At 68.6% G+C, this 14,133-nt stretch carries 13 protein-coding genes and 1 other RNA gene; 6 read left to right on the plus strand and 8 right to left on the minus strand.

Going from position 1 to position 14,133, the window contains the following annotated elements; translation table 11 throughout:
* Together CW348_RS12175 and sepH are read left to right on the plus strand one after the other, a co-directional pair.
* The coding region (locus CW348_RS12175) for a D-arabinono-1,4-lactone oxidase (protein ID WP_287463786.1) at positions 1–1,234 on the plus strand (1,234 nt) is incomplete at its 5' end.
* Between the two features lie 336 nt (positions 1,235–1,570).
* Positions 1,571–2,563, plus strand: a complete 993-nt coding sequence (gene sepH, locus CW348_RS12180; RefSeq protein WP_011292371.1) for a septation protein SepH — start codon at positions 1,571–1,573, stop codon at positions 2,561–2,563.
* Positions 2,564–2,607: 44 nt separating this feature from the next.
* Here the strand turns inward: sepH and CW348_RS12185 are convergent, their stop codons facing one another.
* Together CW348_RS12185 and CW348_RS12190 are read right to left on the minus strand one after the other, a co-directional pair.
* Positions 2,608–4,272, minus strand: a complete 1,665-nt coding sequence (locus CW348_RS12185; protein ID WP_104613002.1) for a PH domain-containing protein — start codon at positions 4,270–4,272, stop codon at positions 2,608–2,610.
* Complete coding sequence (locus tag CW348_RS12190) at positions 4,269–4,661, minus strand: PH domain-containing protein (protein ID WP_227480894.1); 393 nt, start codon at positions 4,659–4,661, stop codon at positions 4,269–4,271. The genes CW348_RS12185 and CW348_RS12190 overlap by 4 nt, the downstream gene beginning before the upstream one ends.
* A 365-nt stretch (positions 4,662–5,026) precedes the next feature.
* Here CW348_RS12190 and CW348_RS12195 point away from each other — a divergent pair, with 365 nt between their 5' ends.
* Both CW348_RS12195 and CW348_RS12200 read left to right on the plus strand, forming a co-directional pair.
* Entirely contained in the window at positions 5,027–5,584 is a 558-nt protein-coding gene (locus CW348_RS12195; RefSeq protein ID WP_011292374.1) for a YbhB/YbcL family Raf kinase inhibitor-like protein, read from the plus strand.
* 335 nt (positions 5,585–5,919) lie between these two features.
* Complete coding sequence (locus CW348_RS12200; protein WP_104613001.1) at positions 5,920–7,398, plus strand: hypothetical protein; 1,479 nt, start codon at positions 5,920–5,922, stop codon at positions 7,396–7,398.
* Between the two features lie 312 nt (positions 7,399–7,710).
* Here the strand turns inward: CW348_RS12200 and CW348_RS12205 are convergent, their stop codons facing one another.
* From CW348_RS12205 to CW348_RS12225, 5 genes are all read right to left on the minus strand, one after another.
* Positions 7,711–7,851 carry a hypothetical protein gene (locus CW348_RS12205; protein WP_258076911.1) on the minus strand — a complete coding sequence of 47 codons (141 nt, stop codon included), beginning with the start codon at positions 7,849–7,851 and terminating at the stop codon, positions 7,711–7,713.
* A gap of 347 nt (positions 7,852–8,198) precedes the next feature.
* Positions 8,199–8,582: RNase P RNA component class A (gene rnpB, locus CW348_RS12210), an RNA gene on the minus strand.
* A gap of 52 nt (positions 8,583–8,634) precedes the next feature.
* The gene (locus CW348_RS12215; RefSeq protein ID WP_016188911.1) at positions 8,635–9,771 is read right to left on the minus strand and encodes a bifunctional RNase H/acid phosphatase; all 1,137 of its coding nucleotides are present in this window, start codon (positions 9,769–9,771) and stop codon (positions 8,635–8,637) included.
* 22 nt (positions 9,772–9,793) lie between these two features.
* Positions 9,794–10,537 carry a zinc ribbon domain-containing protein gene (locus CW348_RS12220; protein WP_011292378.1) on the minus strand — a complete coding sequence of 248 codons (744 nt, stop codon included), beginning with the start codon at positions 10,535–10,537 and terminating at the stop codon, positions 9,794–9,796.
* 46 nt (positions 10,538–10,583) lie between these two features.
* On the minus strand, positions 10,584–11,420 hold the full coding sequence (locus CW348_RS12225) for a Nif3-like dinuclear metal center hexameric protein (RefSeq protein WP_011292379.1): 837 nt from the start codon (positions 11,418–11,420) through the stop codon (positions 10,584–10,586).
* A 170-nt stretch (positions 11,421–11,590) separates the two neighbouring features.
* On the opposite strand from CW348_RS12225, the gene CW348_RS12230 reads away from it, so the two are divergent.
* Both CW348_RS12230 and CW348_RS12235 read left to right on the plus strand, forming a co-directional pair.
* A complete protein-coding gene (locus CW348_RS12230; RefSeq protein ID WP_016188913.1) occupies positions 11,591–12,472 on the plus strand; it encodes a deoxyribonuclease IV in 882 nt (293 codons plus the stop codon).
* A 94-nt stretch (positions 12,473–12,566) separates the two neighbouring features.
* Positions 12,567–12,893, plus strand: coding sequence for a hypothetical protein (locus tag CW348_RS12235; RefSeq protein WP_011292381.1), 327 nt, complete (start codon positions 12,567–12,569; stop codon positions 12,891–12,893).
* Here the strand turns inward: CW348_RS12235 and CW348_RS12240 are convergent.
* The gene (locus tag CW348_RS12240; RefSeq protein WP_011292382.1) at positions 12,863–13,621 is read right to left on the minus strand and encodes an adenosylcobinamide amidohydrolase; all 759 of its coding nucleotides are present in this window, start codon (positions 13,619–13,621) and stop codon (positions 12,863–12,865) included. The genes CW348_RS12235 and CW348_RS12240 overlap by 31 nt on opposite strands.
* Positions 13,622–14,133 lie beyond the last annotated feature (512 nt).

Below are 14,133 nucleotides of genomic sequence, written 5' to 3' on the forward strand. Positions count from 1 at the left end.
TACCAGCACCGCCGAGGTCGTCGCCGAAGTACGCGCAGCCGCGGCGGCGGGCAGCCGGATCCGCATGGTGGGATCAGGGCACTCCTTCACCGACATCGCGGCCACCGACGGCACCCTGCTCTCCCCCGCCGCCCTGGCCTCGGTGCGCTCCGTGGACCTCGCCGCCGGACGCGCCACCGTCGAAGCGGGAATGCGGCTCTGCGACCTCAACGAAACGCTCGCCGCGCACGGCGCAGCCCTGACCAACATGGGAGACATCGCCGTGCAGACGCTGGCGGGTGCCACCCAGACCGGCACTCACGGGACCGGCCGCGCCTCGGCGAGCCTCGCCGCACAGATTCAGCAACTGGCACTGGTCCTGGCCGACGGGTCCGTGGTCACCTGTTCCCGAGACGAGGACCCGGACCTGTTCGACGCCGCCCGCGCGGGCCTGGGAGCGTTCGGCGTGGTGACCGCAATCACCATGGCGGTCGAGCCCGCGTTCCTGCTGCACGCCCGGGAAACCCCCATGCCGCTGGGGGAAGTCCTCGAACGCTTGGAGGAGCTGCGCACCACCAACGACCACTTCGAGTTCTTCTGGTTCCCGCACACCGAACGCACCATCACCAAGCGCAACAACCGCGTCCCCGGCCCAGCCCGCCCGCTTTCAGCCTTCCGCGCTTGGCTGGATGACGAGTTCCTCTCCAACTCGGTGTTCGAAGTCGTCAACCGGATGGCGCGGCGCCTGCCCCGCCTCATCCCCGCGATCAACCAGATCTCGGCGCGGGCGTTGACCGCGCGCGAATACGTCGACGTCTCCTACCGGGTGTTCACCAGTCCGCGCCGGGTCAAGTTCGTGGAAATGGAGTACGCGATCCCCGTCGAGCACCTGCCCGACGTCCTCCACGACATGCGCGCCGTGTTCGCGAGCAGCCGCCACCGGATCAGCTTCCCCGTGGAAGTGCGGTTCGCCCCCGCCGACGACGTGTGGCTGTCCCCCGGCTACGGCAGGGAGAGCGCGTACGTGGCCGTGCACGTCTACCAGGGCTGCCCGTGGCAGGAGTATTTCGCGGACCTGGAGGCGATCTTCACCGCTGCGGCGGGACGGCCCCACTGGGGCAAGATGCACACCCGCACCTTGTCCTACTTGGACAAGGTTTATCCTCGGCTGCGCGACGCTCTCGAAGTGCGCGAGCGGGTCGATCCGCACCGGCGCTTCACCAACGCCTATCTCGACCGCGTGTGGGGAGAATAGTCTCGGCGCAACGATCCGTCTGCGGTCTCCTCTGCCTTTGCTCGGCGTGTCAGCTCGACAGGCGCTCCGCAATACGGTCCGCTTTCTCACAGCCGTGGCCGGGACTTGCCACCCCACACAAACGGGAGAAAACGGGCCAGTGTCCACAACCACGGCCTGGCCGTGCCCCTCTCGGCGTGTCGGGATGGCACGATAGGGGAGTGCACCGCGCTCCGCTTCAGGCGTGTCTTCGAACATGCCGGGTGCGGTACTGGCTCGAAGGACCTGGGCCGACAAGACTGTGAACGGGGGATACCGGGTTTCCCACCCCCTCGACGGGACGCGAAAGGGAGGGCGATGCAAGAGCTTCGCCTGGTCGCCGTCAGTGAGGACGGAACCTACCTGGTGCTGGCCAGTGCCGGACGCGGAACCCGTTTCATGCTGCCCGTCGACGACCGGCTCCGCGCTGCCGTGCGCGGGCAATTCTCTCGGCTCGGCCAGTACGAGATCGAAGTGGAGAATCCGTTGCGCCCCAAGGAGATCCAGGCCCGGATACGCGCGGGAGAAACTGCCGAATCTATTGCCCAGGCCGCAGGAATCCCTGTCGAGCGCGTGCGCTGGTTTGAAAGCCCAGTGCTGCAGGAGCGCGAGTACATGGCCCGGCAAGCGCAGCTTGCCCTGGTCCGCCGTCCCGGGGAGACCGCCCCGGGCCCCACCCTCGGCGACTTAGTAGCCGAACGGATTGGCGTGGCCCAACTGGAATCGGGGGAGGCGACCTGGGACTCGTGGAAGCGGGAGGACAACACCTGGCAGGTCAAACTGTCCTTCCGTGTCATGGGGGAAGAGCACGTCGCCCATTGGATCTACGAGCCGCGGCGCCGCTCGGTCACTCCCTATGACGAGGAGGCGGTGCGTCTCCTCTCCGCTGACGACCGTGAAGTATCGGTGCCGCCCGCACCTCCCGAGGCAACCGTCACTCCTTTCACTCCACGCCGCTCCCCGGCACGGGAGGCTGCCCCGCCGCCCCAGGCGCCTGCCGCGACACCTCAGGAGACGGACGCCTCGACAACGCCCCGCTCCCCCATCACCACAGAGCTGGTGCGCCCCACCACCGAAGACACGGTGTTCACTGCCACCGTGCCGGAACGCCACCACCGGCCCGGTCCCGCCCCCACGCCCGGTCCCGGCTCCCCGACACAGCGGGGTGCCAGCCCGCAGCGGGCGAGCCGCCCCGAAGCGTCCGTGCCCGCGGCCACCGGAGCTTCCCAGCAGCCCCGCCGTAAACGCGGCCGCCGCACCTCAGTGCCGTCCTGGGACGAGATCATGTTCGGGTCGAAGCGGTCTGACTGAGACCGCACCTGCCGACCAGCAGCCGGCCAGGGTCCGCGGCCAGGCTAGGCGCCCGCACCGCCAGAACGGTCACCCTCCTGGCCGGAAGTGTCCGCCGCCTGGTCAGCAGCCCCGGCAGCAGACGCTGCCAGGAACGGGGCGAGCAGTTCCGGGGTGACGGCATGGGCGAACGCCACCGAGTCCGCGAAATCGACGTCGATCGCGTCGTATCCTCCGCTGCCCGCACCAACGGTGGCTTTCATGGTGGCCAGCCCGGCCCGACGCTGGAACACGCTCTGCCGCCACCGCCAGCCGATGATGGCGGAGCGGGCCACCGTGGCCTGCACCCGGGCGAGCGCCCCGGAGCGGACACTGACCTGTTCCCCGTCGTAGCCGTGCCCCAGGGAGCGGTAGCGGTCCATACCCAGCGGCACTCCCAGCACCGCCACCGCGAGCAGCCCACCGGCCACCCAGAACCAGCCGAGTGCTGCCGCACACCCGGCGAGCAGCAGCGGCGGCACCACCGCGCGGAACAGTCGGCGGGAGCGCGCAGCCGCGGGATGGGCGACCAGCTTGCCGTGGAACGGACGCAACGCTTGCGCCACAATCCGCTCCACCTCGGCCCGCGGCCCCAGCGGCAGCAGCGCCGAACGGGACGTGGACCCGCCGAGCCCGGTGACGATCGCGGACAGCCGGCCTAGAGCCCACGGCCGCTGCACGAGGGTGTCGTGCAGTTCGTAACCGTGGATACGGCGGTACTCCAACGTGACGCTGTGCCGGGTGAACAGTCCACGCTCGGTGACCAGGGCCTCCCCGCGGCGGTGCAGGGTGAACTGCCACTGGTTGATCATGTAGGAGACCACGGCGAACAGCGGCATGGCCACGAGTATCGCCGCCACCACTCCGACAAGGGTGAGGAGCAGCAGCCCGCTCCGGGAGGTGACGATCCCCCAGATCGTGTCCGCCTGGCCGATGACGTAGGCGCCGATCACCTCAGCGTCGATGAACTGGTTGAAGAAACCGAACAGGGCCGCCAGCACAGCAAACGGGGTGAGCAGGTAGGCGGGGCTCAGCACCGCGTAGAGGTACCAGCGCCACGGCATCCGGAAGTACGTGACCTCCGCGCTTTCCGCGGGGGCCGCCTCGGTTTCCGCTGCTGGTTCCTCTGCCTCAGCCGCCTCGTGCTCCACCAGGAGGGAGTGGCGGCGCAGCAGTTCCACGCGGAGCTGTTCCGCCTCGGCGGTGGCGATCGCGTCGAGCTTCGCCTCCTCCTGTTGGAGGGCGCCGCCTGCGGCCGCGTCGATCCGGACCACAGCCAGCCCGAAAATGCGATGCAGCAGGGTGGAGGTGACGTTGACGCCTCGGATACGTTCCAGCGGGATCGCGCGCCGGCTCCGGGAGATCAGACCGGAGCGGATCTCCAGTCGCTCGCCGATGATCTGGTAGCGCACGGTCCAGTAGCGGACGATGCCGGCGACGACCAGCAGGACACCGACCAGGACTGTGCCGCCAAGCACCCACGGGTTGAAGTCGCCCGCGAACAGCGCCACCAGCACGGGCAGGCCCGCCGAACGGCCGTGCTGGATTGCGGTGGTTACCACGGTGAGCGGGCTGAGCCGCCGCTCCGCCTCAGCGGCCAGGCGGGGCGCGGCCGACTCAGGGCGCGAGCCGTCCGGTTCGGGAAGGTCCGCACCGGCCTGGTCGGGTTGCGGCTCATGCTCGGCGTTCACGTGGCGTCACTCCGCAGTTGTCCCGCGCGTGCAGCTAGTTCTTCGGAGAGCTGCCGGGCCTGCGCTTCAGGCAGCCCTTTGATCGTTGAGGAGCCGGCGTGTGAAGCGGTCTGGATTTCCACGGTGGCCAAGTCGAAGAGCCGCTCCAGCCAGCCCTGCGTGTGGTCCACGGTCTGCAGGCGGGTGATCGGCACAAGCTGCCAGGTACGGCTGATCCAGCCCTTGCGGGTGTAGACGACGTCGGCGGTGACCTCCCACCGGTACACCCGGTAGCGCCACCGCGGTGCGACCACCAGTTTGACCACGCTGTAGCAGGCGACGGCCACGGGCACCCACCAGATCCGGTCCACCAACCAGTCTGGCAGCCAGCCCCACCGGGCTGTGTCCACAGCCCACGCAGTCAGTGTGATCCCTCCGACTGTCACCGCCCCTTCGATCGCGTCCGTGACGGTCCATAGCCAGACCGCTCGAGGAGAAACCCGGTTTTTGGGAGGTCGAAGCTGGACTGTGGTCACCTGCCCAAGTTTACGCGTAGTGCCCGAAAGAAGCGTGTTTCATGTCACCTGTGCCGCTGCAGAGCGTCAACGACGTCCGCACTTCTTCGGGATCATTCCTGGCAGGAGGGACGAAAGGACCATGACGGCAGTATGGTTCCTGCGGAACCGCTGACGCGTCCCGCGGCTTTGTGTTCGGATTCTGCCGGGCGCATTCTCGCGGATTCCCCTACGTTCGTTCCGTGCCTCACAGGAGTCCCATGTTCTCCCTTGCACGACATCGCCGTAGCACCGCCGGTACGGCCGCAGCCGTACTGCTCGCGTTGACCGCCACCGGATGCGGAGTGCTGATCGGACCCAGCAACGGCGAAGTGAGCGACGACATCACCGTCACCAGTCCGATGCTGCGGGAAGGCGAAAAGATCCCGGACCGTTATACCTGTGCAGGCGAAGGGATGTCCCCGCCCTTGCGCTGGTCCGGACTGCCTGCCGAAACGGAGTCGTTGGCGTTGGTCGTCGACACCGTCTACGAGTCAGGCGGCGCGGCCGTGCACTGGGTGGTCTACGGGCTCGACCCGGACAACCCGGAGCTTCCCGAGGGGACCGTCCCCATCCCCGCACAGCAAGGGATGAACAGTTTCGACACGGCCAGCTACCAGCCGCTGTGCCCGGAGAAAGGCAACGAGCACGAGTTCCGGTTCACGGTCTACGCCCTCTCTGAACGCGTGGAGCTCGGAGAGGCCGCGCCCTTGGACGTGGCACTCGGCGCGATCGCCACGCGCACTCTGGCACGAGGACGGCTGACAAGCGTGCCGTGACACCCCTGAAAGACCGCGATTTACCCAGCTTTCCCGAAAGGCTATCTTGATTCCCCCCTGCACGGATGGCACATCTATGCATAAAGTGGGGCCGTGCACCCCGCTGATTTGTTAATGACCGAATCCACTTCACGTCCACCGGTGCGCTGGCGTGTCCGGGGGCCACGGCGTCCGGACACCACTTCCGGGGTGTCGCATGCCCGGCATCGCTCACCATCCTCCCGGTGCGGTGTGCGCCAGGGCGGGGTAGGCCCGACGCCGGAAGCTCCCTCCACCACCGCCGGTGCCGTCTCTGTCCTCTACCAGGCCGCGGGGCCCAAGGTGGTGTATTCACCATGATCATCGCGCTCATCGCCGTTATCGTCATCATCGTCCTCCTACTCATCGTCCTGGGGCTGCGCTCCTTGGGGGCGAGCAGTGGAGCCGATGACTACGACGAGTACGACGACTACGACGAGACTGTGGAGGACGAGGTGGCGGAGCGGCCGCGGCGTTCCGCGCGCCACACGCCCCGCGGCCGAGTCGACGACGTAGCCGAGCTCGACGAAGACCCCGTGGCGGATGAGGAGGAGGAACCGCGTTCCCGCCGGCGTTCTCGGGGCTCCTCCGAGTCGCGTGCCTCCCGCAAGTCGCGGTCCCGCAAGAAACGCGACGACTGGGACGATGAGGACGCGGACTACTTCTCCAGCCTGTACGCCGACAGTGACGACGAGTCCGACGACGACCCGTTCCGCACGGCGCGCCGCGACACCCGGCACGAGTCGACGCAGGCGATGGACGTGGTCTTCGACGATGACGACGACCTTGACGAGGAGCGGCCTTCCGCACGAGACCACCGCTCCCCGGAGCCGGAGGACGTCCCAGCCGCCCCGGCGCAGGGCAACGACTCTCTCGCGGTGTTGGCGAGCCTCGGCCAGGAGTCTGCTCCCTCCGCGCTGGCCCCGAACGGCGAGCCGGACGCTGCGCAGCGTCCCGCCGACCCTCCGGCTGCCGCGAGCCGCGTGGACGACGACCCGTTGAGCGCCCCTCGGCCCTCCGCGTACGACACCGGAAGCCACCACCGCACTTCCTACGAGGTGGCGGGTGCTCCGACCGCGTCGGCACGGCCGGACGACGACCCGTTGAGCGCTCCCCGGTCTTCCGCGTACGACACCGGCAGCCACCGTCGCGACAGCTCGTACGACGATCCGCTGTCGTCGCCTTCGTTCAGCACCGGCTCCCACAGCCGGAGTGGTCTGGGTGGTGCGCCGTCCCCGTTCGACAGCGGTTCACACGAGCGGAGCCGCTACGACACGCCGCTGCCGGGGGCTCCGTCGGAGCGGTCCGCAGCGCCGGATCCGCTCACCGATCCGTCGTTCACGCCCACGAGCGCGTCCTCCGACACTGGTTCTCCGATCTGGTCGAGCCTGGACACGGGTTCCTACCAGCGGACGTCTCCGGTGCCGCCCAGTCCGCCGCCTTCCGGTGGGCAGCCGCCGCTGGGCGACCCGGCGGGAGCACCCCCTGCTTTCCCCGCCTCATCGACCCCTGCCAGCGGCACCCCCGGCGGCTACGGGTCCACCCCCTACCCGCCCACCCCCGGTTCCTTCAGCTCCTACGACACCGGAACCCAGCCCCGCACCGACTACAACACACCACCCTCCGCGCCTTCGGGAACGCCTTATCAGAGCTACGACGTGCTGGGGGACTATCCGCAATCGCCTCCCTCACCAGCGGGGTACGGCGAACCGGGGTATGACCGGCCGCAGGAGTGGCCGTCTGCACGGCCCGACGGTCGCTTCGACGACCGTCCCGACGGCTACCCCTACCGGTAGGACCACGTTCACGCGGGGCGGGGAACCGCGGTTCCCCGCCCCGCGTGCTTTTCTCCGTCTGCTCCTACCGCCGCTTGCTCAGCGCGCCTTCCCGCTGGATGAGCGGGCACGAGTCGTGACGAGGAGGTCGGCGATGCTCTGCTTTGCGGTCGCCGCTGGTGGGATCGCGGACCGGAAACCACCCGGGTTCGGGGACGTGCGGGCTCTGGAATGCCTCGGGTGTGCCGGTAGCGGACAGGCGTCTGCCCCGGCGGCGCGCCAGCTGGAGAGGAAGACGAAGGGTGGGCGGCCCGCTAGCGGGCCGCGTGTCTACTATTCGGACTGATCCTGCTGCGGCCCCGGTTCACGTTCGTCGTTCTCCACCGGCGACGCCTGGTAGATGGCGAGACCGATGATGACGACGATCGCGACGACGGGAAGACCGAACATCAGCAGATACACCGTGGGGCTCATGCTCACCATCTCGGGTTGGTCAGGCGCTGCAACCTCTCCAATGTAACGGTGGGCACGGACTTTACGGGGCACGCACCGCATCTTCGGCGGGCCCTTCCCCCAGTATTTTCTTCCCGTCCGGTGTGACCAGCGGTGCTGTGGGGCATCCCGTGCCACGACGGGCTTTTTCGCGGGTGCCGCAACCCGCTTTCCAACGGTTGCCGAAACCAGCGGATGCCCTGCGTGCCCTGGACGGGGACGACACGGCTGTGTTCCTCGACTCCCGGAAAGACCTCAGACTTCTCGGGGCGCTAAAGAGCGAACAGTCCTGCTCTCGCGCATAAAAGACCAGGCCAGAAGGGCGGAAAACAGGGAGTCGGCCGGTAAGCCGGATTCTGTCAACCCTGAACGGGTTGTGACGGCCATCCATCTAGGACCGCTGTTGCCAGCGGCCTCATGCGGTCTACCCACGGACATCGGACGGGCCGCCCTCAAGCGTCCGTGCAGGAGACCGAAGTCTCCCTCTTGACCTTGCTCCGGGTGGGGTTTACCTAGCCGACCGGATCACTCCGGCCGCTGGTGGTCTCTTACACCACCGTTTCACCCTTACCGTCCCACGGGGACGGCGGTCTGTTTTCTGTGGCACTATCCCGCGGGTCACCCCGGGTCGGTGTTACCGACCACCCTGCCCTGTGGAGTCCGGACTTTCCTCGACACCGCGTGCGCGGTGCCGCGGCCGTCTGGCCGACTCCCTGTAGTAAAGAATTGTACGCCCCGGTGTTTTCTTCCGCGGCCAGTCGCGGCCTAGCAGGCCAGGTGGCCGGTGTCGTTCAGGGAACGCACCACCATCGGGCCATCGCTGAAGCAGTGGACCTCGCAGAGGCACGCCACATCCAGATGCATCCGGTACAGCGCCGGCAGCGGGGCGAGCATGGCCTGCTGGACCAGCAGTTTGATCGGGGTGACGTGGGTGACCACCACCACGGTGCGGCCGCGGTGCCGGGCGAGCACCCGGTCCCGGGCCCGGGTGACCCGGCGGGAGACTTCGGCAAAACTCTCCCCTCCCGGAGGGGGGACGTGCGGATCGGAGAGCCAGCGGTGGAACTCCTGCGGGGAGTGCTTGCGCGCTTCAGCGAACGTCATCCCCTCCCAGGCGCCGAAGTCGGCTTCCCGGAAGTCCTCCTCCACTTCCACGTCCAGTCCGCATTCCTTGGCCACGTACTGGGCGGTGTCCAGGGTGCGGCGCAGCGGGGAGGAGACGACCACGTCGACGGGGCGTTGCGCGAGCCGCCGTGCCGCGGCTTTAGCCTGCTCGTGGCCGACTTCGGTGAGGGGGATGTCGCCGATCCCGGCGAAACGCCGCTCCACGGACATGGGTGTCTGGCCGTGGCGCAGCAGCAGGAGCCGGGTGGGGTTGGTGTCCGCTGGTCCCCAGCCCAGCGCGGTGCCGTCGGTCTTCCCCTGGTCCACCGGCGGTTCGACCGGTTCGGCTGCCTGCACCGGTTCTGTTCGCTGGGTGCTCCAGTTGCGCACAGCGCCGTCGAGCGCTTCGTTGGCGAGCCGGTCGGCCTGCGCGTTCTGCTCCCGCGGCACCCACCGGTACGTCACCGACGCCAGTGACGCTGCGACCTGCCGGGCCTGGCGGGCCAGCGGCTGCAGCGCCGGATGTTTGATCTTCCAGCGGCCCGACATCTGTTCCACCACGAGCTTGGAGTCCATGCGGACCTCCACTGCGGCGGTCGGGTCAATCGCGGCCGCTGCTTCCAGGCCCGCGATCAGGCCCCGGTATTCGGCCACATTGTTGGTGGCCTCCCCGATCGGGGAGGCGACTTCCGCGAGGAGTTCCCCCGTGTCGGCGTCGCGCACCCGGGCCCCGTACCCGGCTGGGCCGGGGTTGCCCCGGGACGCGCCGTCCGCTTCGATGACGATCCTGCGTCCCATCCCTGCTCTCATTTCGCCGCGGTCACAGCCCGGAGTCTGCGACACGCACCAGGATGCGGCGGCAGTTCTCGCACCGGGTCACCTCTTCGGGCGGGGCCAGGCGCATCTCCCGCAGTTCGGCGGCGCTCAACTGCAGTTTGCAGCCCTCGCACCGGCCGTAGCGCAGGGCTGCTGCTCCGATCCCCGCGTACTGTTCCCGCAGCCGTTCGTAGAGGTTGAGCAGGTCTTCAGGGAGCTCTTTGACGATCCGGCTGCGCCGCTGGGTGGCGCTGTCCAGCTCGTCCTTGATCCGCAGCACCGCTTCGGAGCGGCGGTTTTCTGCGTCATCCCGTTCCTCAACGGCTTCGGTCACTTTCCGGTCGAGGTCCGCGCGGCGCTTGTCGGCTTCCTCCCGGCGCTCCATCAGCTCAAGAGCGATGTCTTCCAACTCGCTCTGCCGGCGCGCCAGCAACTCGATCTCTGCTTGGAGACTCTCCAATTCCCGGGGAGAGGAGATCTGACCGGATTCCATGCGCTGAGTGTTGCGTTCGGCGCGTGCCCGCACTTGGTCGATGTCACGCTCGACTTTACGCTGCTCCCGGTCGAGGTCGCGGAGCTCTGTCTCGGTGACCGCCAACTGGTCGCGGAGCTCGGTGAGTCGCGCTTCACACTGTCGGAGCTGCTCTTCTTCCGGCAGGGCACGCAGCAGACGGTTGAGCCGGTCACGTTCGGTGTCGGTCTCTTGGAGATCAAGCAGTCGAAGCTGGTGAGCGGGTTCTGCTTTCAACGGTCCTCTGTTCTGTTCTCGACGACGGTGATGGCGCCGCAGTGCATCAAGGCGCAATAGCGGCGCCGAACGACTGCTGCCAAGCGTCAGTAGCGGTTGCGGATACGCGAATTTCCACGTTAGCCCGCTCTCCGCCCAAAGCGTCGCGGAGCCGGGCTGCTCCCTCCGCCAGCCACGGCCATTCGGTGGCCCAGTGTGCGGCGTCGATCAGGGCGATATCGCCGTGTTCGGCGAACTCGGAGGCCGGGTGGTGGCGCAGGTCGGCGGTGAGGAACAGGTCCACTCCGGCACGGCGTGCCGTGTCCAGGAGGGAGTCGCCTGCACCCCCGGACACCGCGATCGTCCGCACCGTGCGGTCCAGGTCCCCGGCCACCCGCAGGCCGCTGGTGGTGGGCGGCAGACCGCGGGCTGCTTGCGCGGCGAACTCGCGGACCGTCATCGGCTCGTTGAGTTCCCCGATGCGTCCGATACCGCGCTGGCCTTCAGGGTCGGTGGGGTCGGGGTCGAGCGGACGCAGCGGCCCGTCGAGTCCGACAGCGGCCGCGAGCGCGTCGGACACACCCGGCGCAGCGGTGTCAGCGTTGGTGTGCGCCGTGTACAGGGCGATACCGGCGCGGATCAGCCGGTGAACCAGTCGCCCCTTGGGGGTGGTGGCGGCCACGCTCGTCACCCCGCGCAGCAGGAGGGGGTGGTGGGTGATGATCAGGTCGGCGCCCCACTGTTCGGCCTCGTTCACGACCACGCCCACCGGGTCCACCGCGAACAGGATCCGTCGGACCGGCTGGTCGGGGTCTCCGCACACCAGTCCGACCGCATCCCAGGACGCGGCCCAGGCCGGATCGTAGATCGCTTCAAAGGCGGCAGTCACTTCGTGCAGTGTCAACGGTGAAGGGCTCACGCAGGCAGCGTAACGCTTCACCGCCGTGGTGTGCCCTAGGGTCCGACGCGGTGTCCCGCGGCCCCGGCCCTGGGCAGCGGGGCGGGAACAGCCGGGCCGGGACGGACGGCAGGTGCTGCAGTCCAAGGCTTGGGGCGGCACTACGCTGGTCGTCCATGGCCCTCGCACCTTTCTCCCGTATCGGAGCGCACGTTCCGGTCTCCGGTGGCCTGGCCAAGCGTGGGTTGTCCTACGCTGACGCGATCGGCGCCGAAGTCATCCAAGTCTTCGTCACCAATCCGCGAAGCTGGGCACATACTCCGGGGAACGCGGAGCAGGATGCGCTGCTGCGCGCCCGCACTGACCTCCCGGTTTTCGTCCACGCCTGCTATCTGATCAACTTGGGTTCGCCCGACGAGGAGATCGCTGCCCGGTCGGTGGCGTCGTTGGAGTACACGCTGCAGCGGGCCGCGCAGATCGGGGCCCGCGGCGTGGTGGTGCACACCGGGTCCGCGGTGCGCGGGGGCCGTGCCGCCGGTCTGGCACGGGTGCGGGCCCGGCTGCTGCCGATTCTGGAGGCGCTGGACGAGGCTGCGCCGCCGGTCCTGCTGGAGCCGATGGCGGGGCAGGGGCAGGTGCTCTGCGCCACGGTGGACGATCTCGCCGACTACTTGGACGCGGTGGACCGCCACCCTAAGGCGGGGGTGTGTCTGGATACCGCGCACGTGTTCGGAGCGGGCCACGACGTCTCCACCCGAGCGGGAATGCGGACAATGTTGGACCGGTTCGGCGAGGTGGTCGGAGCGGACCGGTTACGGCTGGTGCATGCCAATGATTCGGCTGCGCCGTGCGGGAGCCGCCGGGACCGGCACGCCGGTATCGGACTGGGCTATATCGGCGCTGACCCGTTCGCCGAAGTGTTCACGCACCCGGTTTCCGCGGGGGTTCCCGTGGTGGTGGAGACCCCGGGCCCGGAGGGGCCGCATGCCCGGGATGTGGCCACGCTCAAAGAGTTGCGGGCGCAGGCTGCGACGCCGGAGCAGGAGGCTGCGCGGTGATGCACGCAAGGAGAAAGCGGCGTGCAGGGAAGGCCGGATGCGGGTCGGTTTAGGCCACAATTAGGGGAGGACCGCGAGGGAAGGACACACCGCCATGGATCCCGTGAGTCTGGTGGTCGGCGCGATGATCGCCCTGGGAGGGGTGCTGGTGGGACGCCTGCTGCCCAACCGCCGCTCCTCCGTGCCTCCGGCGCAGGCTTCTCTCACTCAGGGTCCGCGCACCCCTCAGCCGATCTGCGGTTGCGGACACCACCTGGTTTTCCACGACCAAAAGGACAAGACGTGCCAGGCGCAGGTGGTGATTCCGGGACGGTGGACTGGGGAGCGCACCCACACCTACCGGAAGTGCATGTGCCAGGGGTATCGGGGGCCGATGCCGGTGGACGAGTACTACGTGCCCGACATCATCGACGGGGAGTAGGCCGCAGCCCGGTGCGGGGAGCGCTGCTGGGAGCGGGCGGCTTCCCGGCGGGCTCCTTCAGCTACCGCGGCGTAGACGGCGCGGGCGACTCGGCCGCCCCAGCGGGAGCGGACTCCGCCGAACAGTTCCCGCTGGGCGGGCGGGGTGTCGCCGACGAGTGCCGCAACGCAAACCGCGTCTGAGGCGGTGCCGGTGCAGGCGTACCCGCTGTCGAAGAGTGCCTGGACTTTGGCTTCGGTGGCAGTGGCGACCAGGTTGACGAGTGCGGTGTCCGACATGGGGGCGGGCACGGCGACGACGATGTTGATCGTCCCGGGGCGGGTCTCTTCGCCGGGGAGGCGTGCTTCGTCGAGCGCGGGGTCGGCGGCCGCCCAGGTGGGGCGGCCGAGTCCGACGGTGGCGAGGACTTCGACCCCGTGGTCGTCAGCGAAGCATGCTTCGCTGACGTTGGCGGCGGTGAGCAGGCCTACCCCGGTGCCGGTCATCCCGAAGTGGGTGGCGAGTTCTTCGAGGTGGTTGTCCGGGTCGGTCCGCCGGTAGTCGCCGTCGACTTGGGCGTTGATGACGTAGTCCCGTGGTCCGAGGCCGCCGCCGAGCACGCTGGAGGCGGCCATGCGCCAGCCGGGGCCGCACTGCCAGAGCACTGCGGCAAGGGCGCGGCCGTTGTCGCGCCGCCAGCGCAGGTGCGCGGTGAGGAGGGTGCCGTCGCCGATCGTCTCCGTGTCCATTCCGCTCTCCAGGGTCGGTTCCGCGGGGCCACTTTAACGAGTCCGCATCGGGCGGCAGCGGGGTCATGCTTCCATCTGGGCGAATGCCACGCGGAGTACTGCGAGTCTCACGCTTCGTCCCATTGTCTTTTTACGGAGGGTTTACACGGCACATCCGGAACGTTACCCTCCTACTGGGAGCGCTCCCGTGACTCAGGCCACAGGCCCCCTTCCCGGGGCGAGCCCCCACCACCCCGGGAAGGCCACTGCGACCCCTGAGCTCAATTCATGGGAGCGCTCCCATGCCAGTGCTCCCGGCAGAAAGGAGAGAACCGGAACCCGGTACCGCTGGTTTCACTGATCCCCCTGTTTTCACCCGGCATCGCCCCGACACCAGCGATGCCACCCCCGCGGCGGCTGCAGTCCACACCCGGCACGCCGCACACCCCTCTCCTGTGTGACACGCGGTTCCGAACGGCCTTGCCGGTTCTCGGTATGCCGACGAACGGCACGGCTGCTCCGGAACCGGAAGA

Origin of the sequence: Thermobifida sp. (assembly GCF_017577275.1) — a bacterium.
Taxonomy (GTDB): Bacteria; Actinomycetota; Actinomycetes; order Streptosporangiales; family Streptosporangiaceae; genus Thermobifida; species Thermobifida fusca.

Bases quoted from the DNA above. Each gene is read 5' to 3' on its own strand.
- CW348_RS12240 (WP_011292382.1), bottom strand. From the start codon at position 13,621: ATGGACACGGAGACGATCGGCGACGGCACCCTCCTCACCGCGCACCTG.
- CW348_RS12205 (WP_258076911.1), bottom strand. From the start codon at position 7,851: ATGAGCCCCACGGTGTATCTGCTGATGTTCGGTCTTCCCGTCGTCGCG.
- sepH (WP_011292371.1), top strand. From the start codon at position 1,571: ATGCAAGAGCTTCGCCTGGTCGCCGTCAGTGAGGACGGAACCTACCTG.
- CW348_RS12230 (WP_016188913.1), top strand. From the start codon at position 11,591: ATGGCCCTCGCACCTTTCTCCCGTATCGGAGCGCACGTTCCGGTCTCC.
- CW348_RS12235 (WP_011292381.1), top strand. From the start codon at position 12,567: ATGGATCCCGTGAGTCTGGTGGTCGGCGCGATGATCGCCCTGGGAGGG.
- CW348_RS12215 (WP_016188911.1), bottom strand. From the start codon at position 9,771: ATGGGACGCAGGATCGTCATCGAAGCGGACGGCGCGTCCCGGGGCAAC.
- CW348_RS12195 (WP_011292374.1), top strand. From the start codon at position 5,027: ATGTTCTCCCTTGCACGACATCGCCGTAGCACCGCCGGTACGGCCGCA.
- CW348_RS12200 (WP_104613001.1), top strand. From the start codon at position 5,920: ATGATCATCGCGCTCATCGCCGTTATCGTCATCATCGTCCTCCTACTC.